Below are 26,688 nucleotides of genomic sequence, written 5' to 3' on the forward strand. Positions count from 1 at the left end.
GCATTTGCTATGTGAAAGTAGGACATTACCAGGCTTCAAATTGTAGAGAGCCCGACTAGAAATAGTCGGGCTTTTTTACGTCTGCAGAAAAGTAAAATGTGCGCAATTATCATCCACTCACAGCACCCCCCATCACGTAGGTAGGTCGAGCGTAGCGACTCCCGACACAAAGAGAGTGTAGTATTTGCTATGTGACTTTCTACCGCTGTGGGCACTACGACATTACCAGGCTTCAAATTAAAGAAACCCGTTACAGCAATGTGACGGGTTTTTTGCTATCTGGGATTTAATAAATAGCCAAGAACCCATGCCGAACTCAGTAGTGAAACGAAACAGCTCGAAGGCGAGCCCCGGCCAACGATAGTGTAGCATTTGCTATGTGACTTTCTACCGCTGTGGGCACTACGACACCACCAAGCTTCAAATTGTAGAGAGCCCGACTAGAAATAGTTGGGCCTTTTTACGTCTGCAGAAAAGTGAACTACGCGCAGTTAACACACACTCATATCAACATCATCACGCAGGTCGGGCGAGCGTAGCGACTCCCGACGTCAAAAGCATAAAAAACCTCCGCTCGACAATGAGTGGTAGCATTTGTACTGTGGGTAAATAATACCAATTGGTTTAACATCTGACCTAATATAAAAGCGTTAATTATCTGGTCTTGTGATAAGTATTGAACATGACCTTTAAGCCTTTATATACGCTTTAGGTAGGTTACTGAAGAGAATAAAAATAGAGGTTAATACAGAGGTTTACGCATAGAACTTAAATCTAATGGGCATGTGGTTTTTAAATAATAGTGTTCATGGAGTGCCTATCTAAACTTGCAGTATAAACTACCCATCATTAATTGTTTTATAGCATGATAGGCGGTTAGGGGCTGCTTTAATTTCATATGTACTGAGCGTTATTAATTTTTAATCCTAAGATTAACGAAGGCCATATACTTTATATTAGAAAACTATCGACAAGACTTACTGAAAAGCAATTCATGTACTCCTTCAACTAAAGTTTATTTTGTATTCTCTTGGTTCTAACTAACCACCTATATACGCCGATAATGAACAATGCAGCAGATCCGAAGCCACTTAACACCCAAATGACTTTTAAAATGTTACCGCCAATGCTGCCGTCATGCAGAGGGTGCATCCAGTTTTTTATTTTACTAGCCGTACTTTGCTTATCTATATTAAACACGCTCTCTAACTTTCCTGTAAGTGCATTAACCTCTATATAGCTATGTGGAAAGCGATATGAAGGATCGTTTACAGTTTGAAATCTTAATCTGTAAATAGCATTTAAGTTTGATGGTGTTTCAATCCAAGCTAAACGCGCATTCGGTAATGCTTTTTCAGCTATTAATACCGCTTGTGATAAAGGAATATCGGTTTGTTTGCTCGGTTGAATTTGTGTTTTTGGTGGGGAGTTTATATCGCTAACTAGAGCGGTTAATATAGGATCTGTTTGTTTTGGAATAGCGAGCATAACACCTGTAACAGTTAAAGCTAGTAGCGGTATGCAGAAGGTTAAACCAATTAGTTTATGCCAGTCGTATAGCAAACCTATTTTAGAGCTACGAGATTTAAATTTTAGTGCCTTTACCCACTGCCCAGGCTTTGGAAACCAAGCAAAGAATCCAGAGATAAGAAGAACTATTGAGGCTATGCCTATATAGCCAAGGACGAGAGTGCCCGTTGCTCCTGTTAGTAATGAAAAATGTAAGTTGTACATCCAAGTTACTAAGTATTTTCCCCAATAGTTTTTACGTATTACTTTATCACTACTGCTAGATAGCCATACCATTAAGGGGGCAAAGCCTTGCTCTTTTGTTTCTGTTGGATTGTAGTATCGCGCGGGAATTACTGAGTTTATACCTGTGTTTTCTAATCGCCATGGCCCTTGCTTTGAAGGGAAATTGGCTCTTAGCGTATTATATGCTTGATCCCAATTAGGCGTTTTTATGTTTGTAGTAGCGTCATTTGCTGGATTTAGCAGTAAGTCTATTTGCGGATAGTAAACTAATATAGAGCCAGAAAGAGTGATAATAGTAAGTAAAACACCTACTGATAGGCCTAAGTATAAATGTAACCGTCTGAATGTTTTTCGCCATGAAAGCTTTAGTGTCATTAATTAAATAGCCGTAATGAGTAATGCAGGTTTATTGGGCATTAAGGAATGATTAATTACGCGGTATATTATATGGTTTTTGATATGAGTTGTGCGGCATTTTGTCGCACTTATTAAATTAGATATTTAGAAAGTAAAACGCCAGCCCTTGGCTGGCGTTAAAATACAAGCTTGAAGCTTATTTAAGCTTTAGGCCCTGCATTTTTTATATCGTCTGATACGTCATACTTAGCAAAGTTTTCAGTGAAGTCAGCGGCAAGTTTTGCTGCATATTCATTGTACTTAGCTTTATCTTCCCACGTATTTATAGGATTAAGTAAGTTAGTATCTACACCTGGAACTGCTACCGGTACATCTAGGTTTAAAACATCAATGTGCTGAGTTTCAACACCGGCTAATTTACCAGATACGATTGCATCAACTACTGCGCGAGTAGTCGGAATATCAAAGCGCTTACCTGTGCCGTAAGGACCGCCAGTCCAACCTGTATTGACAAGGTATACTTTAGCGCCAAACTCGCGTACGCGCTTCATAAGAAGCTCAGCGTAAACACCTGCAGGACGTGGGAAGAATGGCGCACCAAAGCAGGTTGAAAACGTTGATTCAATATCGCTAGTAGAGCCAATCTCAGTTGAGCCAACTTTAGCTGTGTATCCACTTAAAAAGTGAAAAGCAGCAGCTTCTTCGCTAAGAACAGATACCGGTGGTAATACACCACTTACATCACAAGTTAAAAATACAACAGCTTTTGGTTCGCCTGCGCGGTTTTCTACTTTACGTTTTTCAACATGTTCAAGTGGATATGCTGCACGGCTATTTTGAGTAAGGCTAGTGTCGTTAAAATCTGGAACGCCTTTTTCATCTAGCACTACATTCTCTAAAATAGTACCAAAGCGAATTGCATTCCAAATTACAGGTTCGTTCTTTTGTGACAGGTCGATACATTTAGCATAGCAACCGCCTTCAATATTAAACACGCTTCCAGGTGCCCAACCGTGTTCGTCATCACCAATTAAAAAGCGAGTAGGATCTGCTGAAAGAGTTGTTTTGCCCGTACCAGATAAACCGAAGAATAATGCTGTATCACCTGCTTCACCAACGTTAGCAGAACAGTGCATTGGTAATACACCTTTTGCTGGTAGTAGGAAGTTTTGTACAGAGAACATCGATTTTTTCATTTCACCGGCGTAGCGCATACCTGCTAGTAATACTTTACGCTGTGCAAAGTTAATAATAACGATGCCATCGCTATTTGTGCCATCACGTTCCGGCTCGCATACAAACGAAGGAACGTTCATTACTTGCCATTGTGGTAAGTTTGAGGCGTTATAGTTTTGTGGTTCGATAAACATGTTTTTGGCAAAAATATGGTGCCACGCTGTTTCTGTAGTTACGACTACAGGTAGATAATGCTCAGGGTCAGCGCCAACTTCTAGGTGAGAGGTGAAGTGGTCATTACTTTGAACATGTGCTTCTACGCGAGCCCATAATGCGTCAAATTTTTCTGCATCAAATGGGCGGTTAACGTTGCCCCATTGAATGTCATCTTGAGTTGTTGCTTCTTGAACAATAAAACGATCTTTTGGTGAACGGCCAGTTCGTTTTCCTGTAATTGCAACAAAAGCACCATTTGCGGCTAAAGTACCTTCGCCACGGCGGATCGCATGCTCGACAAGTTCAGCTGCGGTTAAATCGACAAAACGTGTAGCGCCTGTAGTCATGTTTATACCTAACTATAATGTGTGAGAGTTTGAACGGGATAGCTCTGGGGTTATCAGTGCCCTTAAGCTGAAATTATAGTAACAGAAGGTTTTGAGATATTCGAGCCCGTAAAGCCTCTAAAAACACATATATTTGCTAAAAAACATGAATAATTTCAATGATACCGGTGTCAGTAAATTAACAAAGTTCATGACACCGGTATCATCTTTTTATAATATAAAACCGCATATTTTGCGGCTTTAATTACTATATATAAATGAAGCTGAACATTTAGTTGAAAATGCTTTTTATGTCTTGTTCGTTAAAAACATACTCTTTTAAACAGTAATGACAGTTAATGTTAACAGTCCCTTTCTCAGCTACATCTTTGAGTAGTTCTTCTTGTCCAATATTAACAAGTGCAGTAATTGTTTTATCACGACTACAACCACATTTGAATTTAATAGCTTGAGGTTCAAATACGCGAGGATTATCTTCGTGATAAAGACGTGTAAGGACTGTATTTGCATCAAGATGTAACAACTCTTCATCTTTAATGGTGTTACTTAATGCTTCTAAGTGCGCAAAGTCTTCAATTGATTTTTGTTTATCAACTGGGAGTACTTGTAAAAATAGACCACATGCTTTTGCGCTACCTTCAGTTGTGTCGGTTGCAAACCAAAGACGTGTCTTTAATTGCTCTGATTGCTCAAAGTAACTTTCTATACATTCACTCAGAGTATCGTGCTCTAAGGGCACTATACCCTGGTAGCGTTCACCTTTTTCAGGGGTAATAGTGATTACCATATAGCCTTGGCCAATAAGCTCTTTTACAGTTGTGCCCGTAATTTCGCTTTGCAGGCGTGCAATACCACGCATATTTTGTTTGTCATCACCATTTATAACAGCATATTTAACTGGGCCATCACCTTGAAGCTGTACAGCAATTTCCCCTTCAAACTTTAAGGTAGCAGTAAGTAAACAGGTTGCAACGAGTAACTCACCAAGTAATGCTTTAACAGGGTCTGGGTAATTATGGTCGGCAATCATTTCATTATAAGCACTCTCGATTTGTACGAGTTCGCCACGAACATCTAGTTCGTTGAATAAATAACGGTGAAGTAAATCTTGTTGCATGAGCGGCTATACCTAACTTGATTTCATTTTTAAAAGTTCGCGTCTTTGCTTTTTATCCGGTTTTTTATCCGGATGGGGGGCAAAAAAGCTGTTATTTTTGCGTGCGATGCTGTTCTCTTCGCGTTTAGCAATACTGGCATCAGATTCTTGATACATGGTCTGTGCAATGGGGGCGCTTTGGCGTTTTTCAAGCACTGAGAGTATGGTTATCAGCTTTTCATCTACTCCTTGTGCAAGTTTTATGTTTGCGCCAACTTCTACTATTTTACTCGCTTTTGTACGTTGTCCATTATAATGCACTTTGCCGCCTTGTACCATTTCACGTGCAATAGCACGAGTTTTATAAAATCGCGCAGCCCACAACCATTTATCTAATCGAACTTTTAACCCATCCGCATGGTCTGAGTTGGTATTAGCGTTACTTTTTTTACTCATAAGGCATTTCCCCACGTTTTTATAGCTTAAAATTTATCATGAAATCATCGTAGGATGAAGGTATTACAACAGCCGTTTACTTTTTGTACTACTATGTAAAGTTAATTTAATCTGTTTACAAAGTTTAATATTAGTGTGCTTGTTGAAAGAAAAATGAAAGGGTACTATGGGTACGCGCTAACGCAGTAAATTAAAATAAGAACACTATTTATGGAACAGCAAATCCAACAACTAAAACAATTTTTAACGCGGTTACCGCATGCTAAATTAAGTGCATTAGTGACACTGTTAGTTGTTGTTTATCTTGCATTTTTATTATCAAAGCTTGTCTGGCTTTTATGGCCGAAACCACCAGTAACTCTACTTACTCCTACTCATTATGCTAATCAGCCATCTGGTGCGAGTAATAACTCAGCGCAGCATATTATTGAGCAATTTTTATTTGGTAAAAAAACTGTAACAAACAACAATAATACTGCAAAACAATCGCAGGTTATAAATAATGCGCCAGAAACACGCCTAAGTATTAATTTAACCGGTATTGTAGCTGTTAATAATGATGACCAAGCAGGCATAGCAATTATTGAATCACAAGGTAAGCAAGTAAGCTACCTTGTTGAAGAAGTTGTACTTGGCACGCGCGCTGAAGTAGCGCAGATACTGCCTGATCGTGTTATTTTAGGTATTAATGGAGGTTTTGAAACATTAATGCTTGATGGGCTCGATTTTAGTAAAAAAGTATCTATGCCTGTACTCGCTGCGCGTGACGATGCCGAAATGGGTCCGCAAAAATTAGAGCCAAGTGAATTACAAATAGACGCCACTGCAGACCCAGACGTTAAAGAAGCAATTATAGAAACACGTGAAGAGTTACTCGAAGAACCGGGCAAGTTATTTGACTATATACGTGTTTCACAGGCTATGAATGATGGTGAACTAATTGGATACCGCTTAAGTCCAGGTAAAGAACCTGAACTGTTTAAGCAAATGGGATTAAAAAATAACGATTTGGCTATTTCTATAAATGGCTATCAATTAACAGATTTAAAACAGGCTATGTCAGCTATTAACGAGCTGCGTAATAGTACAGATGCCAATATCACTATAGAACGTGATGGTGAACAAATTGATGTGCAATTTAGTCTGCAATAATTTAGCTTTGGAGTTTTAATATAATGGTTCAGGTGCTACACCTCAAAAAAATTAAAAAAGGGTTAGCTAAGTACGCGGCACTTTTTTTGGCGGCAAGTATTTCTTTGTCTGTTTCTGCTGTTGAATATGCTGCTAACTTTAAAGGCACTGATATCAACGAGTTTATTAATATTGTTGGTAAAAATCTCAATAAAACAGTAATTATTGACCCTAACGTGCGCGGCAAAGTAAATGTTCGCAGTTATGAGTTAATGGACGAAGCGCTTTATTACCAGTTCTTCTTAAATGTATTGGAAGTTTATGGCTACTCAGCTGTTGAAATGGACAATGGCATTCTTAAGGTAGAAAAAAGTTCAGACGCCAAAAAATCAAATGTGCCACTTATTACCGAAGGTAACGAAGCTAGCGGCGATATGATGATTACACGTGTTGTACGTGTCAAAAATGTGAGCGTACAAGAACTAGGCCCTTTAGTTCGTCAATTTAGCGATCAAAAAGATGGCGGCCATGTTGCTAACTTTAATGCGGCTAACGTAATGATGTTAACGGGGCATGCTGCATCGGTTAATCGCTTAGTTGAGATTATTCGCTCTGTTGATCAGGCGGGTGATAAGCGTGTAGACATTGTTAAGCTTAAATATGCAACAGCAGATGATGTTGTCTCTGTGGTAGACAATATTTATAAAGACAGCGGCAAAGGCAGCGTACCTGAGTTTTTAATTCCAAAAGTAGTCGCTGATGGCCGAACTAATAGCGTTATTGTAAGTGGTGAAGGCCAAGCACGTACACGTGCCATAGAGCTTATTAAGCGCTTAGATGGCGAATTAGAAAGCCAAGGTAATACCAAAGTGTTTTACCTAAATTATGCTAAAGCTGAAGATTTAGTAAAAGTACTGCAAGGCGTAAGTAAGTCACTTGTTGAAGATGCACAAGGCGGTACCACTAAGACTCGTAGCAGAAGTAACAACGAAAGCAGTATAGAAGCTCACCCAGATTCAAATTCACTAATTATCACCGCACAGCCAGACACAATGCGCTCGCTTGAGTCGGTAATTGAACGTCTTGATATTCGCCGTGCACAAGTACTTGTAGAAGCCATTATTATTGAAGTAATGGAAGGTGACGGGGTTAACTTAGGCCTGCAGTGGATTTCTGAGCAGGGCGGTATGTTGCAATTTAACAATGGTACTACGGTTCCTGTTGGTTCATTAGCTGTTGCTGCAGAGCAAGCACAAGATACAACCGTAACTAAAACTATTATTGGTACAGAATCAGGAAACGTTACTAGTTATGATGAAACGACTGAGGGTGATTATGATGCGCTTGCTTCATTGCTAAGTGGTATTAATGGTTTAGCGCTGGGTGTTGTTAAAAATGACTGGGGCGCAATTATTCAGGCTGTTGCCACTGATACAAATTCAAATATTTTGGCTACACCGTCTATTACTACAATGGATAACGAAGAAGCCTCAATTTTAGTTGGTCAAGAAGTGCCTATTATTACAGGCTCACAAACGGGCAGTAATAATGCTAACCCATTTCAAACGGTTGAGCGTCAAGAAGTCGGTATTAAACTGATAGTTACGCCACAGATTAACGATGGCTCTGCAGTACAGCTTACAATTGAGCAAGAAGTATCAAGTGTAAGTGGTGCAACTGCTGTTGATATTTCAGTTAATAAACGTGCAATCAAAACAACGGTTATGGCCGATGATGGCGGTATGGTTGTACTTGGCGGTTTAATTGACGAAGACGTACAAGAAAGTGTTTCTAAGGTACCGTTATTAGGCGATATCCCTATTTTAGGTCACCTGTTTAGATCAACAAACACAACACGCCGTAAGCGTAATCTTATTGTGTTTATTCGACCAACCATTATTCGTGATGGTGTAAGCATGAATAAGTTAAGCTTTAATAAATATAACTTTATTCGTGGTGAGCAGTTTAAACAAAAAGAAGACGGTATTGAGTTAATGCCAATGACTGATACGCCTATTTTACCTGAGTGGAATGACGAATTAGTACTTCCACCTACGTATGAAGAGTCTCTACGTAAACAAAATGCACAAGAGCGTAAAGATGACTAATGCGATTCAAGAGATAAACCAAGATGTGGTTCATCCTCAAACGCATAATCAGGATGAGCTATTAACGAGTGATGTATTAGTTGAGTTACCAGCAAAGCGTTTGCCGTTTTCGTATGCAAAACGTGCAGGTGTGTTACTTGGCAAAAATAAAGATCACCGTATAGTTTACTACCGTGGTGAGCTAGATGTGGAAGTACTATTAGAAGTACGTCGTATCGCAGGCCATGGTTTTACACTTGAGCAATTGGCTGATGATAAGTTTGAGCTATTGCTTGAAGCGTCATACCAACGTGATAGCTCTGAAACGCAACAAATGATGGAAGATATTGGCAACGAGGTTGACTTATTTTCACTTGCTGATGAGCTCCCACAAACTGAAGATTTACTTGCTGGTGACGATGACGCGCCAATCATCAAGCTTATTAATGCCATGCTTAGCGAAGCGATTAAAGAAGGGGCTTCTGATATTCATATCGAAACCTTCGAGCAAGAGCTTGTTATTCGCTTTAGGGTAGATGGCGTACTTAAAGAAGTCCTTAAGCCTAATCGGAAACTTGCGTCGTTACTTGTATCTCGTATTAAAGTAATGGCTAAGCTTGATATAGCCGAAAAACGTATCCCACAAGATGGCCGTATTAGTTTACGTATTGCCGGACGTGCAGTTGATGTGCGTGTATCAACAATGCCATCGAGCTTTGGTGAGCGTGTGGTGCTGCGTTTACTTGATAAAAATAACGCGCGTTTAAACCTAGAAGACTTAGGTATGACTGCAGAAAATCGTGCATTGTTTTCAGATTTAATTAGTAAACCTCACGGAATTATTTTAGTAACAGGACCAACAGGTTCTGGTAAAAGTACCACCCTATATGCTGGTATGAGTCAAATTAACTCACGCGATCGTAACATTCTTACTGTTGAAGATCCGATAGAGTACGAAATTCCAGGCATAGGCCAAACTCAAGTTAATGCAAAAGTTGATATGACATTTGCTCGTGGTTTACGTGCAATATTACGTCAAGATCCTGATGTAGTAATGGTGGGTGAAATACGCGACCTAGAAACTGCGCAAATTGGTGTTCAAGCGTCACTTACCGGTCACCTTGTTATGTCTACTCTGCATACTAATACTGCATCGGGTGCAATTACACGTATGGAAGATATGGGTGTTGAACCATTCTTACTTTCATCGTCGTTACTCGGTGTGTTATCACAGCGTTTAGTACGTACGTTATGTAATACCTGTAAAGAAGGTCACACGGCTGATGAGCATGAATGCCAGTTGTTAGGTACTCCTTTTGAAAGCCAACCTACAATCTACCGAGCGGTGGGGTGTGAAGAGTGTAACTTTAATGGTTACCGTGGTCGTACCGGTATTCACGAGTTACTTGTAGTTGATGAAACCATACGCGAAATGATTCACAACGGTAAAGGCGAGCAAAGCGTAGAAAAATACATTCGTAAGCGCAGCCCAAGTATTCGCCAAGATGGGTGTAGCCGTGTACTTGCAGGTAAAACAACACTTGAAGAAGTATTGCGTGTTACCCGTGAGGAAGGCTAACTATGGCGGCGTTTGAATACCGTGCCTTAGATGGCCGAGGTAAAGAAAAAAAAGGCATTTTAGAGGCCGATACAGCTAAACAAATTCGCCAAACTTTGCGTGACCAAAAATTAACGCCGCTTGAAGTTATCCCTGCGGCGCAAAGTGACAAACAAGTCAAAGGTGAAAAAGCCCCTTTATTCGGTGGCTTTTTTAAACCAACAATTTCAACCTCAGACTTAGCGCTTATAACCCGCCAATTAGCAACATTGATACAATCGGCACTCCCTGTTGAAGGCGCAGTTATGGCTGTTGCTGAACAATGTGAAAAGCCGCGTTTAAAGCGTATGCTTATGTCGGTACGTTCAAAAGTAGTTGAAGGTTACACCCTTGCCGATGGTCTTAGTGAGTTTCCTCATGTTTTTGACGACTTATATCGTGCAATGGTAGCCGCAGGCGAAAAGTCGGGCCACCTTGATCAAGTACTTAATCGTTTAGCCGACTATACCGAGCAGCGCCAACATATGCGTAGCCAAATAACTCAGGCTATGGTTTACCCTATTATTTTAGTGGTATTTGCAATTGGTATTGTGTCGGTATTACTGGGTACGGTGGTACCAAAAATATTAAAAACGTTTGAAAAAACGAAACAAGTACTCCCTTGGACAACCGAATGGGTTATGGCTGGCAGCCATTTTGTGCAAAATTATTGGTTTATTAGTTTAATAGCGATTACAGCTATAGCCATTGGTATTAAGCATGCACTTAAGCAGCCTAAAATACGTTTTTGGTGGGATGACCGAGTGCTACATATGCCAGGTATAGGTAAAGTGGCTCGTGGTATTAACACCGCACGTTTTGCGCGTACTTTAAGTATTTTATCGTCAAGCTCGGTACCATTACTTGAAGGAATGCGTATCTCGGGTGGCGTATTAATCAACGAAAAAATTAAAAAAGCGGTTGCAGATGCATCCGACAGAGTGAGTGAGGGTGCAAGCTTAAGAGCTGCACTTCAGCAAACTAAGTTGTTTCCACCAATGATGCTGCATATGATAGCAAGTGGTGAAAAATCAGGTGAACTAGAGCAAATGTTAGAGCGTGCTGCAAATAACCAAGATCGCGAATTTGAGAGCATGGTTAATGTATCGCTTAAACTACTAGAGCCTGCGATGATCGCCTCAATGGCGGTTATTGTATTATTTATAGTAATGGCAATATTACAGCCAATAATGGCGATGAATAAAGCTGTTGGACTTTAAGTTAGAATAAATTTTTAAATATATTAGTGGTTTTACCTAAACCATTTTTACTTAATGTTTTTAGAATAATGAGGTAATTACGTGAATAAACAATCAGGTTTTTCTTTACTAGAAGTGATGGTGGTACTGGTTATCATCGGGATGATTATGTCAATTGTTGCACCTAACATTATGGGTCAGCAAGAAGAGGCTGCTATTGATAAAGCACATCTAGATATCCAGCAATTAGAAGATGCAATGAGCTTATACAAGCTTAAAAATAAGAGCTACCCAAGCACAGAGCAAGGTCTTGAAGCGCTAGTTACCCAGACAAGTATTGAACCGGTTCCAAAACGTTTCCCTGATGGTGGCTTTATTAATGAATTACCAGAAGATCCTTGGGGTAATACTTATCAGTTAATTAGCCCAGGTGAAATTGGCAAGTTTGATATTTTTTCTATGGGCCCAGACGGTGAAGCAGGTACTGATGACGATATCGGTAACTGGGACGAAGAAAAACAATAATGCCTAAGTACACCGTTCTGTATGAACATGTTAATGCTAGAGGCTTGCTATGAAAGCAAGCCTTAAGCAGCGCCATGCAAGAAGCAGAGGCTTTAGTTTAATAGAAATTTTAGTGGTATTAGTGATCATCGCTTTTGCCACCAAAATGGTGGTATATAGCTTAGAAGGCGGTGCTGAGGAGGAGTTAGATACTCAAGCACTAAGGCTGCATACCACCATTAATATGGCATCGGAATTTGCTATTTTAAACCAAGTTGAATTGGGCTTATTAGTAGAAGAAAATACATTAGAGTATTTAGTTTTCGATGGTGAAAAGTGGATTACTTTTGACCGTGAAGATCTTTTTAAACCAATAGAATTAGATGAAAGATTAAAGCTCACGCTTAACTTAGAAGATTTAGCGTGGGCGCAAGATAACCTCTTAGAGCAATCTAACTGGCGCGAGCTTATGAATGGCGGCGATGAAGACAGTTTACTTGAGCTTAAAAAGTTAAAAATCCCACAAGTACTTATTTTGTCATCAGGTGAGGTAAGCGCGTTTCAACTTATATTAGAGTTAAAAGAGCAAAGCGAGCCTGTGTATTACATTGAAGGTGAATTTACTGCACCAGTAAACTTTCGCCGAGAGCCAGAATAATGAAGCGCACTAAAGGGTTTACCTTATTAGAGGTGTTAGTGGCATTAAGTATTTGTGCCATGGCGGGTATAGCTGCAATGCAAGCAACAAGCGAGCACATACACCACTTAACGACTATTGAAGAGCAAACCTATGCATCTTGGGTCGCCGAAAACGTTATTATTGAACAGCGTACTAAAGGCGAACAATGGCAAGGTAAAAATAACCTTAAAGGCAGCGAAGTAATGGGCGGTGTTGAATGGTTTTGGCAGCAAGAAGTTACAGCCACTGCTGACAAAAGCTTTGTAAAACTAACCATAAATGTTTTTACGGATGAAAAATATGAGCATTCAGCATATGAGTTATCAACGTATTTAAATAAAGGCAAAAAGTAAGTGAAGCAGCGCGGGTTTACATTACTTGAAGTTATGGTTGCACTGGGTATTTTAGCTTTTGTTATTATTGCTACTCATCAAATACTCGAGACGACAACAAGAGCAAAAGATGCCTCCGATGAAAAAATTGCTGAGTTAAATGGATTACAAACAACATTTAGATTAATGGATCAAGATTTTAGCCAAATGACCAAACGCGCAGTTCGCAATGAGTCGGGTGATGTTCAAGAGCAATATTTACTTGCTGGTCGTTACGTTTTAGAAAGCCAATACGATGGTATCGCGTTTGTACGAGATGGCTGGATAAATCCAATTAACTTATTGCCACGTTCAGAACTACAAGCTGTTGGTTATAGAGTGATTGACGATAACCTTGAGCGTGTTTATCGGGTTTATGTTGATCAGCTTGATAATTTGGAGCCGCGAGTTCAACGTGTGCTAGAGAATGTTGAAGAACTTAAGTTTGAGTTTTTAGATGATAAAAACGAATGGCAAGAACAGTGGGAAATTAAAGCCCTCCCTAAAGCGGTTGCTGTTACGTTGCAACAAATAGAAGCAGAGCCAATTCGTCGTGTATTTTTAGTTCCTGGGCAAGGCAAAGTTGTTGCTACACAAAGTACGGATGTGAATAATGGTTAAGCAGCAATCATCGCGCGGCGCAGCACTTGTTATTGTTTTATTTATTGTGGCGTTAGCGGCTATTTTAGCAGTAGAAATGAGTGCTAATTTAATGGTTCAAGTGCAAAAAAGTACAAACTTGCAAGGTCACCAACAAGCTAAATGGTACGCCTACGGTGCAGAAGAGCTTGCTATTAAAGGGCTAATACAAAGTAAAAAAGATGATGCCGATAAAACAACACTCGATCAAGTGTGGGCAACTCAAGGAGATGCTTCATACCCTGTTGATAACGGCACGTTAAGTGGCAAAATTACAGATTTACAAGCATGTTTAAATTTAAATGCTTTAGCCATAGCGCCAGAAGAAAATAGCGCAAGTAAAACAAACCCTGCACATAAAGCACTATTTGCATTACTTGAAAACATTGAAGATTTACCTGCTGATGAATCAGAAGAGACAATGGCAGATAGCGTATTTGATTGGCTTGATGAGAACAGTATTACGTATCGCTCAGGCGCAGAAGAAGACGAGTACTTATCGCGAGATTTTCCGTATATGACAGCCAATAGCTTATTTGCATCAACATCGGAGCTGCGTTTAGTTAAGGGCTTTAACCCATTAGTGATGGAAAAAGTATTGCCATATGTATGTGTAATACCAGGCAGTACACTTTTATCAATTAACGTAAATACATTATTGCCAGAGCAAGCGCTCATACTCAGTGCCTTGATAGAAAGCTTAAGCTTATCTGGCGCAGAAGCGGTGTTAGGCGCAAGACCGCAAACTGGCTTTGACACCATCGATGAATTTTTTGAACAGGTGAAGCAGCAAGGCGGTACTAATACTGACTCAATAAAAAGTCTATTTAGTATTAAAAGCGAATATTTTAAATTACAAACGCAGGCAAACTTTGTCGACCTGCGTTTTTCGATGACCACATTACTGCACGCTAAAGATGGCGACGTAACGATACTGGCGCGAAAATTTGGAGGCGTACAGTGACAGAAATACTGTTGATCCGCACGGGTCAAACCGAACAAGAATTACTTAACTGGTTAATTTACTCACCACAAGAACAAGAAATAATAGCCAGTGGCGAGTTACCAAATGCAGAGCATTTAAGTGAGCTAAGCGAAAAAGCACTTACCCGAGAAGTTGTCGTGTTATTACCCAGTGATCAAGTGCAATTAAAAACGGTCGCTTTGCCAACAAAATGGAATCGCAAGCTTGAGCAAGCATTGCCATACATGCTTGAAGAAGATATAGCATGTGACGTAGATGAACTGTTTATAGCTGTAGCGCAGCCGACAATGCTTGGTGAGCAACATGCAATTCGTGTAGCAATGACAGACCGTGAATGGTTTGAACAATGGCTTGCATTATTTGCTGAGCATAATCTATCAGTATACAGAATATTACCCGATGCTTTGTTGTTACCGCTTGCAGATGATGGCGCCGTAACTGCTATTGAGCTCAACAACCAATGGTTGTTTAAGCAAGGGCAATGGCATATTAGTGCGGTTGAATCTAGTTGGTTGAATGGCTATTTATCAGCCATGGGTAACCCCGACATTAAACATTTTAGTCCTGCTAATCAGTTTCCTGAAAGCGTTAACTTACAAGCCCAAACAAGCGATTACGACTTACCTTTAGCATTATTTGCAAAACAGTTAGATAGCGTTAATTTTAACTTACGCCAAGGTATGTATCAGCTTAAAAAACAAAGCGCTTTGTGGTGGGGTTACTGGAAAGGCGCCGCAATTATAGCAAGTGTTGCATTGGTTTCTACAATTACAATAAAAGCTATTGAGTTACACCAACTTAATACACAAGTAGAAGTAGCTAAAGCTCAAGTAGTCGACAGATATCAAAAAGCATTTCCGGGAACTAAAGTTCGCCCTAATCTAATTAAAAGCCAAATTAAAGGCGCGTTAGATAAAATACAAGGCTCAAGTGAATCCGGCTTTTTAGACTTAACGACTAATTTGGTTGATGTATTTTCGCAAGTCAGCGAATTTACACCTGAAACACTTCGTTATGACAAACGTCGTAATGAGCTGCGAATTCGTGCACGGGCTAAAGACTTCCAAACTTTTGGTAAAGTAAAAATCATACTTGAAAAGCAAGGTTTAACTGTTGAGCAAGGGTCTTTAAATAATGACGGTGATTATGTCGTAGGCGAAATTAAACTGCGAGGTGCAGTATGAAAAAGCAGTTAATGAAACAGTGGCGTTCGCTTAAAGAGCAAGAACAACAATTGGTAATGGTCGCTGGTGGCGTGTTTATTATTTTTGTTTTAGTAATGGGGATATTTAGGCCATTAAATAACGCGATAGAAAAAGCACAGCAATCTCAAATTAAACAACAAGAGCTATTAGCTTGGGTTGATGACAGTATTGTTAAGCTAAAGGCTGCAGGCAACACCAGTGTTGCTAGCAATACAAACTTAAGCCAAGTGGTAAACTCTACTCGTGGACGCTATAAAATCAATATTAGTAAAATGCAGCCCAGTAGTGATTCACTTCGTTTGACGCTTGACTCAGTAGAGTTTAATCAGTTAATAGAATGGCTAGATGAGCTAGTAAATCAGCATGGTTTAAAAATTGAAAATTTAGATTTAAGTCGCGATGATAAATCAGGCTATGTGCGCGTAAGCCGTTTAGTATTAGAGAATTAATTAATGAAAAAAATAATAACGTTTTCGGCTGTCTTTTTAATTAGTTTTATTGTGTTTTGTATTATTAAATTACCAGCACATATTGCACTAGATATAGCAAAACCGTACTTTCCAAAGCAATTAGAAGTAGGCCAAACTGTAGGCACTGTTTGGCAAGGTCAAATGATGCAAGTTCGTTTTGATGGTGAACAGTTAAATAATGTGCGCTGGGATATTGCAGGCTGGAAATTATTTACAGGCAAACTAAATGCGAACATAAAATTTGGTAATCCACGAGAACGCAGTGATATTTCGGGTTACGCAGATGTAAGTTATGGGTTTTTTAATAAAAAAGTAATAGTGACTGACGCCCTAGTACGCTCAACTGTAGAGCGTGCAATGCAACGTGTGCAACTTCCTCTGCCTGTTACCGCTAAAGGGCGTGTGATTTTAGAACTTGATGAATACAGCTCAGGCGCACCTTATTGTGACTCACTAAAAGGTGAAATAGCGAGCCCTAATATTGATGTTCAAGGTTTAAATGGATGGTTTAATATTGGACCTCTAGCAGGTAAGTTAAGCTGTAAGTCGGGTGGTGTTGCTATATTAATTGACCCAGATAATACGCTTGGCCTTGAGGCAGATGCTACACTTAAAGCTAATTTCGACTTTAGAGTGGCAGGTTATGTAAAACCAGATGCCAGCTTACCTAAAGATGTACATGATGCGGTTAAGTTTTTAGGCCGACCAGATAACCAAGGTCGCTACCCGCTCAACTTTTAATGTTTTAATATAAAGAGTTTTAATGCAAATACCCCAATTTACTGAGCTGCACGCAAAGCAGCTCAGCTCATTTTTAAATACCCAATCTCAAGCAATGACCCTTGTACAAAGCCAAGGCTATTTATTTGGTGTAATTTGTTCGCCCAACCCATTAGATGTACATGAGTGGCTTGAGCAGATATTGCCAAACACAGCTAATGATTTAGATGAAGAAATGCTTTTTTTGTTTATGGCGCTTTATCACAAAATTAGTGAGCAGGTGTTCGAAACTGGATATAAATTACCAGACACATTTGATGCTGAATTTTGTAAGTCGTGGAGTAAAGGCTTCTTAGTTGCAACGAAAGCTTATGCAGAACCTTTGTTAAATGCACCGCAATTAGACGTTGATTTTAAACAAGCACTAGAAAGTGCGTTAAGCACACTAAGCTTTTTTGCACTTGACCAACTAGCAATAGCTCAGATTGCCAAACAAAATAACATGACAATAGAAGCTTTGTGTCAGTATCAGTATGAATCTATGGGTGACTTTGCATTAGGGTTTGCTGAACTAATTGAAGTGGTCGCAATTAATAGTGGCTTGATAACCGACGAGAGTTGGGAAGAGTAATTATTAATACTAGGCGCTTAGTTTAATCTAAGTGCCTAGCTCTAATATAATATCCGTACAGCCTTGTTTGCACTTTACTATGCCTTTACCAGGCTCGCTGGTGGCTAAATCAAGTGTTAAAACCCCATTACACTTCTCACACTTTAATGTTTTGCCTTGCGCTAATTGCTTGAGCATATTGCGCTGCTTATGAAATGAGTCGCTTGCTTTTTTATTTAATCCTGAAAAATCCACTACTTTGCTCGCTTTTGCTCTAGTGCTTCAGTCACTATTTTACATACCGTATTTAAACGGTCGTCATAAAAATAAAGGTTTAAGTCACGCTCACGACAATAGCGTAGATGAAATAACTGAACAGAGTCATCTGTTGTAAACGTTTTTTCTACATACTCACCTTCAGATTCAGATAGTTTAAGCTGACTGCTGATCCTATTTTTAGCCATATTTGCAGCGGGGCTTCTGTTGACCTTGCTTGCATCACTTAAAAAGCCAATGCCTTCACCTAGTAACCTTTCGCGAGGTTCTTTTATAAGTGGGTGATCGATTGTAAAAAAGGCAAGGATCACAACTACCAAAATAATAAATTTTTTCATGGATACGTAAACCTTGATCTAAGTAGGGTTGAATTACCATGCAGTGTAATAAACTGCATTTTAAAAGCAAGTAACTGGGATGAATAAATTATTAGCAATCTATGCCAGTAATTTTAACCAACATTGTTATAATGGTTAACAGCAGTCAGATATTTCTGAAATATCTGAAAGTATTCGAGAAGGCAATTTATTAAAGTAAATATGCCTAGCAAGTAACTTGCTAACTTTAAGTATAGAGTACTTGAGTATTGCTGGATTTTTATTTCCAAGCGGCGTTGAGGAACTTCGATGGACAAGCAAATTAAAGTAAAGAATATCCCTGTAGAGGTGAAAATCCAAAAACCGGATTTAAGCCGTCAAGATGATAGGTTCAATCCCCGAAATCGTATTTATGTGCGTGCTGTAAAAGGCCTACATCAATTACTTAGACAGCGCATTGGCTTCTTAGGCCTGCTTGCGTTTATGTTACTACCTTGGATTAATTTTAATGGCCAGCAAGCTGTGCTGTTTGATCTAATTGGTCAAAAATACAATATTTTTGGTTTAACGCTATGGCCTCAAGATTTTACTATATTAGCGTTTATTTTTATGTTGGCAGCATTTGCGTTGTTTTTAGTGACCACCTTTTATGGACGGGTGTGGTGTGGCTATACATGTCCGCAAACTGTTTGGACTTTTATTTTTATTTGGTTCGAAGAAAAGCTTGAAGGCACGGCTAATCAACGTAAAAAACTCGATCAACGACCCATGAATTTTGATAAGTTTTGGCGTAAGACGGCAAAGCATACTAGTTGGGTATTGTTTTCGTTGTATACCGCTATTTCTTTTGTGGGTTATTTTACGCCAATAAGGGAGTTACTCCCTGACTTTGTAACGTTTGATGTAGGCGGTTATGCACTAGTCAGTATTATTTTCTTTGCTGCGTGTACTTATGGTAATGCCGGTTGGATGCGAGAAATTATGTGTTTACACATCTGTCCTTACTCCCGTTTTCAATCAGCTATGTTTGATAAAGACACATACACCGTAACGTACGACGAAAGCCGAGGTGAAAGCCGTGGTCCTCGTTCACGTAAAGTAGACCATAAAGATTTAGAGTTAGGCGACTGTATAGACTGTAACTTGTGCGTTCAAGTATGCCCAACAGGTATTGATATTAGAAATGGGCTACAAGCTGAGTGTATCAACTGTGGTGCATGTATTGATGCGTGTGATGGCGTAATGGATAAAATGGAATACCCGCGTGGGCTTATTTCATATACGACAGAGCGAAATCTCGAAACCCCAGAAAATAAAACGAATCCACTGCGAGCTAAAATTATTGGTTACACGGTCATACTTGTTGTGCTTACGGGAGCGCTTGTCGCTAATATAGCACTGCGTAAAACAATGGACTTTGATATTATTCGTGACCGAAACCAATTATATCGTGTCGATTTTGATGGTTTAGTAGAGAACACCTATACATTAAAGGTAATTAATAAAGCGCAGTACGAGCAAACCTTTAATATTAAAGTACAAGGGTTAGATAACTTTAAGTATATTGGTAAGCAGTCATTTACTGTGCAGGCAGGGGAATCTCATAACGTGCCATTGTCACTTGTAATGGACCCTTATGATTTGAAGGCGCCGATGACTGAGTTTAACTTTGTGCTTTCACCGGTAGATGAGCCGGATGAGACAATATCGCAGTCGAGTAACTTTTTTAAAGCGCGATAATCGCAACTTACCTTAATTAGGTAAGTTGATATAGCAATTAACAAAAGCGGGTATATAACCCGCTTTTATTTTATATAAGAAGAGTATGAGTAAATTTAGTTTTATTGACTTAACACCTGATCTAATACTCGATGCAATAGAAAGCGTAGGTGTGTACGCCGAATCTGGTTTATTGGCGCTCAATAGCTATGAGAACAGAGTGTACCAATTTAAAGCGGATGATGGCCTGCGTTACGTAGTGAAGTTTTATCGCCCAGAGCGCTGGAGTAAAGAGCAAATTCAAGAAGAGCATGACTTTGCATTTGAACTAGCGGATGCAGAAGTACCCGTTGTTGCCCCTATTTTATATAATGGACAAAGCTTATTTGAACACGAAGGGTATTTGTTTGTGTTGTTTCCAAGTGTAGGCGGGCGTTTATTTGAGGTTGATAATTTAGATCAGCTTGATGTAATGGGGCGATTGATTGGCCGTATGCACCAAGTAGCTAAAACAAAACCTTTTACTTACAGGCCAACAGTTACCTGCGAGGAGTATTTGCATACAGCCAAAGTTCATCTTCAAAAAAGTAACTTAGTGCCCATGGGAATAAATACTGCCTTTTATACTATTTTAGATTTAGTGATAGAGCAGGCGCAAAAACAGTATAAAGATGTGCAAAGTATTCGCTTACATGGTGACTGCCACGTTGGTAATATTTTATGGGCAGGTGATGCGCTAATGTTTGTTGATTTAGATGACAGCCGCCAAGGTCCTGCAATCCAAGATTTATGGATGATGCTCAGTGGCGATAGAGCGACGCAACTGTTACAGTTAGACACCCTTGTAAATGCGTATGAAGAGTTTTGTGATTTTGATCACTCTCAACTCAAATTAATTGAACCGCTGCGAGCAATGCGTATTATTCATTATATGGGATGGGTAGCTAAACGATGGAGTGATCCTGCTTTTGTGCGGAACTTTACATGGTTTGCTGATGACAAATACTGGGAGCAACAAATTTTAGCACTGAAAGAGCAACTTGCAGCATTGCAAGAAGCACCGTTAAAGTTATTGCCGTAATATTTTATTTAAAGACAAGTACAACGAGATACAAATGCTTAAAAAATTAAAACTGAGTTTATTACTTTTATGTTTACCATTTGCAGCACTTGCTGCACAGTTTGAAGTTGATAATCAATACACTGTTATAGATGTAGACAAAAGCAAGTCACCGCAAGTAACCGAGTTTTTCTCATTTTACTGTCCACATTGCTTTAAGTTTGAACCAGTAGCAAAAGCAATTGAAAAAGGCTTGCCAGAAGGCGCTGAGTTTATTAAAAACCACGTTAACTTTTTAGGTGGCGTGTCACCACAAGCACAAAGTAATTTAAGCTTTGCCTACTTAATTGCTAAGCAGCATGGTCAGGCGCAAAGTATTAGCGATCAAATTTTTAAAAGTATCCATGTTCAACGTGCACCATTAACTGAAATGAAAGACGTTAAAAAATTACTTGAAGTAAATGGTATTGATAGCGCAACATTTGATCAAGAGATTGCAAGCATGCCTGTTATTTCAGCTGAGCAAGCAATGCAAAACAAACAGAATAAATATTCAAAATTAGGCGCACTTACAGGTGTACCTACTTTTATTGTTAACGATAAATATAAAATAAACCTCAACACCATCAAAAATCAAAAAGAACTTGATGAGTTAGTAGCGTTTTTATTAGCACTATAAATTTCGGAGTATAATAATGATTAAATTAGTTAAAGCAGGTTTGCTTGCAATATTACTTCCTATGGCAGCAACAAGCTTTGCAGCAACGTATGAAGAAGGCGTGCATTACGACGTAGTTTCTGAGCGTGCAACTAAAAAGCCAGAGGTTAAAGAGTTCTTCTCATTTTACTGCCCTGCATGTAATAACATGGAAGCACTAATTGGTGAGTTTAAGCCTAAGCTTGATAAAAACGTTAAATTTAAAAAGAGCCATGTTGATTTTGTAGGTGTACGTGAACCAGAAAACCAACAGATGATGAGCCAAGCACTGGCGACAGCTGAAGTGCTTCCACAAAAAGATCAGATTATTTCTGCAATCTTTAATCATATCCATACAAAGCGCGCTAAATTTAATGAGCTTGCAGATGTAAAAGATATATTTGTAGCGCAGGGCGTTGATGGTGATAAGTTTGATAAGCTGTTTAAAAGCTTCTCGGTACGTACGCTGAGCTCTAAAATGAAACGCGATCAAGACTACTTTAAAGAAAAAGGTGCACTACGTGGCGTACCTACCTTTATTGTAAATGGTAAGTACAAATTAAACCTAGGTCGTGAGTCGGGTATTACTAAACCTGAAGACATTAGCAAATTAATAAATTACTTAGCTAACAAGTAAGTTTAGCTAAAACAAAAAAAAGCTCCTTAAGGAGCTTTTTTTATGGGTAACGTTTACTGAACGTATTTATTTGCGCTGTAAGAAAACGCCCGACTCAATGTGATGCGTATAAGGGAACTGATCAAATATAGCAAAGCGCTTAACGTTATGCGTACGTGTTAAGTGATCAAGGTCACGCTCAAGAGTTTCAGGATTACAGGATATATAAATTATGCTTTCGTAGTTAGCCACTAAGTCACACGTTAATTCATCCATGCCCGCGCGTGGTGGATCAACTAATATGGTTTGGCAGTTATAGCTTTTTAAATCAATACCATCTAAACGAGAGAAAGTACGCTCGCCATTCATTGCTTGAGTAAACTCTTCACTAGACATACGAATAATATCTAAGTTCTCTACGTTGTTTTTAGCAATGTTGTATTGAGCAGAGTGAACAGATGATTTTGATATTTCCGTCGCTAATACTTTATTAAAAGAACCCGCTAATGCAATTGAAAAGTTACCGTTACCACAATACAATTCTAGTAAATCATTTTTAAGTGGTTTACATAAATCTTGTGCCCACTCCAGCATATTAATATTTACTTTTGCATTAGGCTGAGTAAAGCTATTTTCTACTTGTTGATAAATAAGCTCTTGCCCATTAACTGTTAAACGTTCAGTTACAAAGTCATCACCTAGTACTTCTTTTTGTTTGCGAGCACGACCTATAAAGTCAATTTTGTATTTACTGCTAAGCTTTTCTTTCAGTGCTTTAATTTCACTTAACCATTCATCATCCAGTGGTTTGTGATAAAGCAAGCTTACTAAAATTTCACCGCTTAGCGTTGATAGGTAATCGATTTGAAATAACTTACGGCGTAATATTTCACAAGGCTTAAGATTTTCAATCATCACCTGCATTATTTCACCTACTAGAGGCGCTGCTGGGTCAAATGTATCAACACGGATTTTTTCTTTTGTTTGTTGATCAAACATAATGTGAAACAGATCATCACCGTCGTGCCATACTCTAAATTCAGCACGTTGGCGGTAGTTAGTTGGCTCTGAGCTAAATACTTCTAATTGCTCCACACCAAAACGTTGAAACTGCGTACTAATTCGCTGCTCTTTTTCACTTAACTGCGCTTGGTACTGTGTGGTATCTATTTTAATAACTGCCATTAACGCTACTACCTTATCTAAGATCTGTTTATCGGCGCTATTGTAGGGAGCGCTGCGTATTTGTCTAGTTTTGGCTAGCATTTATACTGTTTTATTGAACATTGTACTTTAGTTTTTGTTGTTATAGCCGATAATAAACTACGCACGCTTAGGAGACGAATCATGAAAATAGGTAATTATGGCTTTACGCCAAACAACAACATCAATAAATTCAATAATAAAGCTGATATACAGCAACCTACAATTACGTCTCCTCAAGATAGCTATCAACAACGAGGCCGAGAGTTGGCCGCAAAGGTGCTTGGCGATAAAATGGCTGAGCAGCTTGGATTACCTATCGCAGAAAAAAAAGCAGATAAACCACTATTTGATTTTGATGAAATAGTAAAAAACGTACTCGATTTTGTAAGTAGTGCTGTAAATAAAGCAAAAGCTAACGGCGCTGATGACGAAAAGCTCAAAGATATGCTAGGCGATGCGCGCAAAGGAGTCCAAATAGGGATTGATGACGCTGTTGATGAACTCAAAGGTACAGGCGTATTTAATGATGACATGGAAGAGGGCATTAATAAGTCCAAAGAGGGAATTTACAATGGGCTGGATAAGTTTGAAGAGTCGTTATTTAACCCACAACCTGCCAGCGTAAATATAAGCCAGGCCCAATACGTCAGTATGACGAGTAATGCAGAGTATAAATTTACTACAGCAGAAGGCGATGAGGTAAGTATTAGCTTTGCTGATGCATTTGAATCTCAATCGGCAAGTGGCTATCAGCAAAATAGTAATAGTGAGTCGTTTGTAAGCTCATCATCGCAATCTCGACAGGTATCATTTTCGATGTCGGTAAATGGTGACTTAAACGAGCAAGAGCAAGAAGCTATTAATGCGATGATGGAAGACTTACAAGATTTAAGTAAAACCTTTTTTGGTGGTGATTTAGATGAAGCATTTGAACAAGCGCAAGAGCTGAGTTTAGACAGCGATCAGCTGGTGGCTTTTTCTATGGATTTACGCCAAACAAAAACAATAGCAACAGTTAAAAGCTATGAAGAATATAAACCAGCACCAGAAAAACAAGTAGCAGAGGGGTTAGCCCCTTTTAATGACGACCTTAAAAATGCTTTTGAAAAAGCGGGTGAGCTTGGATTACAAAATCAGCTAGCTGGTATTCTCCAATGGTTAAATCAAGATCAGGAACAAATAGATAAGTTAGTAGATTATACAAAGTCTATGTTCGAAAACCTTAATCAGTTAAATTCAGCAGCCGACAGGCTTACTGATTTAGAAGCCACGCAAAGTTAAACTACTTTCTTTTATAAAAACCTCATGGCAAACTGCCGATCTTAAAGTAAAGTAGGAACGGTAGTTTGTCAGCGCATATAATGGTCTTTGATTCAGGTATTGGTGGAACTACTGTACTTGAACATATCAAGCAAAGTATCCCCAATGCTCAGTACAGCTATTTTATGGATAATGCATTACTACCTTATGGTGCTCAATCCCAACAAACTATAATTAACCGATTATGTTCACTTATTCATTTCATCAAAGCCAACACGCTTAACGTCGATTTAATTGTAATAGCGTGTAATACAGCTTCTACATCTGCACTCAGCGCTGTTCGCCAAATTACGGATATTCCTATTGTAGGTGTTGTGCCAGCAATAAAGCCTGCGGCAGAATTAACACGCTCAAATCATATTGGCTTGTTAGCCACGCCGGCAACGGTCGCCAGTTCATACACAAAAACATTAATTGCTGAACATGCACGTAATGTAATCGTTAACCTTTATAGCAGTGTTGAATTAGTAACGTTAGCTGAGGAATGCTTTTTTACAGGCTTTTTAGATACAAATAAGTTGTATCAAGTACTCGATGAACTACATATAGATAAAACTATAGATGTACTTGTACTAGGGTGTACGCACTTTCCGATATTAGCAGGGCCGATTAGTCAGTACTTTGAAGGGAATGTAAAATTACTTGATTCAGGTGTAGCGATAGCAAATAGAGTCAACTTCCTACTTAACCAACTTAACTTATGTATGGATAAACAAACAGACATAAAAAAGCCGCTGCAATATTATGCAACGGCTGATGTGTTTAGCAATAAGCTAGCGGTAAAGCTAGTTACACTGACTGATCCGTCTCAGTACGTAGAGCATTAGAATCATCTTCTTGTTTTTGTTTTGCTTCACGTACCTTTAAAGTACGTTGTTGGAACTCGCTATCGTTCAAGTTAGCAATTGCATTGTCTGCTTCAGCTTGCGCCATTTCAACAAAACCAAAGCCACGACGTTTGCCAGTATTCTTATCCTTTAATAAACGAACATTGAATACTTTGCCTTGTTCTTCAAATAATGCACGAACCACACCTTCGTTTGCACGATAAGGAAGGTTACCAACATAAAGCGTTTTTGTTTTAACTTCAGCTTCTTCAGTCACATCAGATGATATTGCAGCAATAGCAATCGCACCTATTAATAAACCAGCACCAAATAGTAATGCAGGGTTTAAAGCTAAGCCGCCTAAAGCAAACTCAACAACAACAAAACCAACTACAGCAAGAATAACAGAGAAGATAAAAGATTTTTGATCGGGTAATTTCATTTTAGATCTACCAATAAACAGGAAATAAACATTAATTTAACATTGTGAACTTGCTATCTTAACGCCTAAATCAAACATAGCAATGATATTTGTATTAAATAATAAATAAGAGCATAAAAAAGCACCATCTTAGACGGGTTTTCATGTGGTTTTACGTGGTTTTGTTCTATTTTTGTTCGAACAGTAAAAAGATCTAAAAAAAGGGTTGATCTGTTTTTGGATCTCCCTATAATGCGACCCCACTGAGACAGGAAACGCCGAAGCATAGCAAGGCACGAACTACTCAGAGAGTTAAATAAAACTTCGGTTTTAAATCTTCCAAAAGAAAATTTAAAACAAAGTATTGACTCGGAAAATAAAGGGTGTATTATTCGCATCCCTTGAGACGCTAAAGCGACTCAAAACGTTCTTTAACAATATAAAGCAATCATCTGTGTGGGCACTCGTACAGGTTGAGTTCTAACAGCTAAGCTACTTAGGTAGCGAGGCAAACAAATTAGAGTCTCAATTGAAAACTGAGTGACCAACAGAAGTAACTTATTTATAAGTTGCTTCGGCACAGTCAATTCAATATCGAAAGATATTAAAAAATTCAGAATTCATTGAGC

The 26,688-nt window shown here is 38.9% G+C and carries 27 protein-coding genes; 19 read left to right on the forward strand and 8 right to left on the reverse strand.

The genetic code is table 11. The features are described from left to right. Window positions 1-1,008: 1,008 nt before the first annotated feature. The 4 genes from H5160_RS19530 to hslR all read right to left on the reverse strand — a co-directional run bounded on the left by H5160_RS19530 (window position 1,009) and on the right by hslR (window position 5,403). Window positions 1,009-2,130, reverse strand: a complete 1,122-nt coding sequence (locus H5160_RS19530) for a PepSY domain-containing protein (RefSeq protein ID WP_182712930.1) — start codon at window positions 2,128-2,130, stop codon at window positions 1,009-1,011. 182 nt (window positions 2,131-2,312) lie between these two features. After that, a complete protein-coding gene (locus H5160_RS19535; protein WP_182738460.1) occupies window positions 2,313-3,851 on the reverse strand; it encodes a phosphoenolpyruvate carboxykinase in 1,539 nt (512 codons plus the stop codon). 271 nt (window positions 3,852-4,122) lie between these two features. Further along, window positions 4,123-4,968 (reverse strand): Hsp33 family molecular chaperone HslO, encoded by an 846-nt coding sequence (gene hslO / locus H5160_RS19540; protein WP_154904193.1) that lies wholly within the window; start codon window positions 4,966-4,968, stop codon window positions 4,123-4,125. A 12-nt stretch (window positions 4,969-4,980) separates the two neighbouring features. Then, window positions 4,981-5,403: a ribosome-associated heat shock protein Hsp15 gene (gene hslR, locus H5160_RS19545; protein WP_002962027.1), complete on the reverse strand. Its 423-nt coding sequence runs from the start codon at window positions 5,401-5,403 to the stop codon at window positions 4,981-4,983. 210 nt (window positions 5,404-5,613) lie between these two features. Between hslR and gspC the strand changes: the two genes are divergently transcribed. The 13 genes from gspC to H5160_RS19610 all read left to right on the forward strand — a co-directional run bounded on the left by gspC (window position 5,614) and on the right by H5160_RS19610 (window position 17,621). Continuing rightward, window positions 5,614-6,555, forward strand: coding sequence for a type II secretion system protein GspC (gspC, locus tag H5160_RS19550; protein WP_024598237.1), 942 nt, complete (start codon window positions 5,614-5,616; stop codon window positions 6,553-6,555). A 23-nt stretch (window positions 6,556-6,578) separates the two neighbouring features. Continuing rightward, a complete protein-coding gene (gene gspD / locus H5160_RS19555) occupies window positions 6,579-8,642 on the forward strand; it encodes a type II secretion system secretin GspD (protein WP_024598236.1) in 2,064 nt (687 codons plus the stop codon). Then, window positions 8,635-10,200, forward strand: coding sequence for a type II secretion system ATPase GspE (gspE, locus tag H5160_RS19560; protein WP_024605967.1), 1,566 nt, complete (start codon window positions 8,635-8,637; stop codon window positions 10,198-10,200). The genes gspD and gspE overlap by 8 nt, the downstream gene beginning before the upstream one ends. 2 nt (window positions 10,201-10,202) lie before the next feature. Further along, window positions 10,203-11,438, forward strand: coding sequence for a type II secretion system inner membrane protein GspF (gene gspF, locus H5160_RS19565; RefSeq protein WP_170072979.1), 1,236 nt, complete (start codon window positions 10,203-10,205; stop codon window positions 11,436-11,438). An 81-nt stretch (window positions 11,439-11,519) separates the two neighbouring features. Continuing rightward, entirely contained in the window at window positions 11,520-11,942 is a 423-nt protein-coding gene (gene gspG / locus H5160_RS19570; protein WP_002962036.1) for a type II secretion system major pseudopilin GspG, read from the forward strand. 49 nt (window positions 11,943-11,991) lie between these two features. Beyond that, on the forward strand, window positions 11,992-12,579 hold the full coding sequence (locus H5160_RS19575) for a Tfp pilus assembly protein FimT/FimU (RefSeq protein WP_182738462.1): 588 nt from the start codon (window positions 11,992-11,994) through the stop codon (window positions 12,577-12,579). Beyond that, window positions 12,579-12,953: a type II secretion system minor pseudopilin GspI gene (gspI, locus tag H5160_RS19580; RefSeq protein WP_002962039.1), complete on the forward strand. Its 375-nt coding sequence runs from the start codon at window positions 12,579-12,581 to the stop codon at window positions 12,951-12,953. Before H5160_RS19575 ends, gspI begins: the two co-directional genes overlap by 1 nt. Continuing rightward, entirely contained in the window at window positions 12,954-13,592 is a 639-nt protein-coding gene (gene gspJ / locus H5160_RS19585) for a type II secretion system minor pseudopilin GspJ (RefSeq protein ID WP_182738463.1), read from the forward strand. Continuing rightward, entirely contained in the window at window positions 13,585-14,574 is a 990-nt protein-coding gene (gspK, locus tag H5160_RS19590; protein WP_024596391.1) for a type II secretion system minor pseudopilin GspK, read from the forward strand. Before gspJ ends, gspK begins: the two co-directional genes overlap by 8 nt. After that, window positions 14,571-15,779: a type II secretion system protein GspL gene (gene gspL / locus H5160_RS19595; RefSeq protein ID WP_154904188.1), complete on the forward strand. Its 1,209-nt coding sequence runs from the start codon at window positions 14,571-14,573 to the stop codon at window positions 15,777-15,779. The genes gspK and gspL overlap by 4 nt, the downstream gene beginning before the upstream one ends. After that, entirely contained in the window at window positions 15,776-16,249 is a 474-nt protein-coding gene (gene gspM / locus H5160_RS19600) for a type II secretion system protein GspM (protein ID WP_024596393.1), read from the forward strand. The genes gspL and gspM overlap by 4 nt, the downstream gene beginning before the upstream one ends. A 3-nt stretch (window positions 16,250-16,252) precedes the next feature. Further along, complete coding sequence (locus H5160_RS19605) at window positions 16,253-17,011, forward strand: type II secretion system protein N (RefSeq protein WP_182738465.1); 759 nt, start codon at window positions 16,253-16,255, stop codon at window positions 17,009-17,011. Window positions 17,012-17,033: 22 nt separating this feature from the next. Beyond that, window positions 17,034-17,621, forward strand: coding sequence for a UPF0149 family protein (locus H5160_RS19610; protein WP_024596395.1), 588 nt, complete (start codon window positions 17,034-17,036; stop codon window positions 17,619-17,621). 27 nt (window positions 17,622-17,648) lie between these two features. Here the strand turns inward: H5160_RS19610 and H5160_RS19615 are convergent, their stop codons facing one another. Both H5160_RS19615 and H5160_RS19620 read right to left on the reverse strand, forming a co-directional pair. Beyond that, window positions 17,649-17,855, reverse strand: coding sequence for a hypothetical protein (locus tag H5160_RS19615; RefSeq protein WP_002962050.1), 207 nt, complete (start codon window positions 17,853-17,855; stop codon window positions 17,649-17,651). Further along, on the reverse strand, window positions 17,855-18,214 hold the full coding sequence (locus H5160_RS19620; RefSeq protein ID WP_002962051.1) for a hypothetical protein: 360 nt from the start codon (window positions 18,212-18,214) through the stop codon (window positions 17,855-17,857). The genes H5160_RS19615 and H5160_RS19620 overlap by 1 nt, the downstream gene beginning before the upstream one ends. Window positions 18,215-18,502: 288 nt before the next feature. Here H5160_RS19620 and ccoG point away from each other — a divergent pair, with 288 nt between their 5' ends. The 4 genes from ccoG (at window position 18,503) to H5160_RS19640 (ending at window position 22,306) form a co-directional block, all read left to right on the forward strand. Continuing rightward, a complete protein-coding gene (ccoG, locus tag H5160_RS19625; protein ID WP_002962052.1) occupies window positions 18,503-19,933 on the forward strand; it encodes a cytochrome c oxidase accessory protein CcoG in 1,431 nt (476 codons plus the stop codon). Between the two features lie 85 nt (window positions 19,934-20,018). Beyond that, window positions 20,019-20,993 carry a serine/threonine protein kinase gene (locus H5160_RS19630; protein ID WP_024596396.1) on the forward strand — a complete coding sequence of 325 codons (975 nt, stop codon included), beginning with the start codon at window positions 20,019-20,021 and terminating at the stop codon, window positions 20,991-20,993. Window positions 20,994-21,027: 34 nt separating this feature from the next. After that, window positions 21,028-21,651, forward strand: coding sequence for a thiol:disulfide interchange protein DsbA/DsbL (locus tag H5160_RS19635; RefSeq protein ID WP_002962054.1), 624 nt, complete (start codon window positions 21,028-21,030; stop codon window positions 21,649-21,651). Between the two features lie 16 nt (window positions 21,652-21,667). Further along, a complete protein-coding gene (locus H5160_RS19640) occupies window positions 21,668-22,306 on the forward strand; it encodes a thiol:disulfide interchange protein DsbA/DsbL (RefSeq protein WP_154904186.1) in 639 nt (212 codons plus the stop codon). A gap of 66 nt (window positions 22,307-22,372) precedes the next feature. Here the strand turns inward: H5160_RS19640 and trmA are convergent, their stop codons facing one another. Further along, window positions 22,373-23,470 (reverse strand): tRNA (uridine(54)-C5)-methyltransferase TrmA, encoded by a 1,098-nt coding sequence (gene trmA, locus H5160_RS19645; protein ID WP_182738467.1) that lies wholly within the window; start codon window positions 23,468-23,470, stop codon window positions 22,373-22,375. Window positions 23,471-23,632: 162 nt separating this feature from the next. On the opposite strand from trmA, the gene H5160_RS19650 reads away from it, so the two are divergent. Together H5160_RS19650 and murI are read left to right on the forward strand one after the other, a co-directional pair. Continuing rightward, window positions 23,633-24,772: a DUF5610 domain-containing protein gene (locus H5160_RS19650; protein ID WP_182738469.1), complete on the forward strand. Its 1,140-nt coding sequence runs from the start codon at window positions 23,633-23,635 to the stop codon at window positions 24,770-24,772. A 65-nt stretch (window positions 24,773-24,837) separates the two neighbouring features. Continuing rightward, window positions 24,838-25,638: a glutamate racemase gene (gene murI, locus H5160_RS19655; RefSeq protein ID WP_182712936.1), complete on the forward strand. Its 801-nt coding sequence runs from the start codon at window positions 24,838-24,840 to the stop codon at window positions 25,636-25,638. Here murI and H5160_RS19660 read toward each other — a convergent pair. Further along, window positions 25,601-26,080 (reverse strand): RNA-binding protein, encoded by a 480-nt coding sequence (locus H5160_RS19660; protein ID WP_182738470.1) that lies wholly within the window; start codon window positions 26,078-26,080, stop codon window positions 25,601-25,603. The two genes, murI and H5160_RS19660, sit on opposite strands and share 38 nt — an antisense overlap. Window positions 26,081-26,688: the final 608 nt, after the last annotated feature.

It is taken from the genome of Pseudoalteromonas sp. SG43-4 (assembly GCF_014164325.1).
Taxonomy (GTDB): domain Bacteria; phylum Pseudomonadota; class Gammaproteobacteria; order Enterobacterales; family Alteromonadaceae; genus Pseudoalteromonas; species Pseudoalteromonas distincta.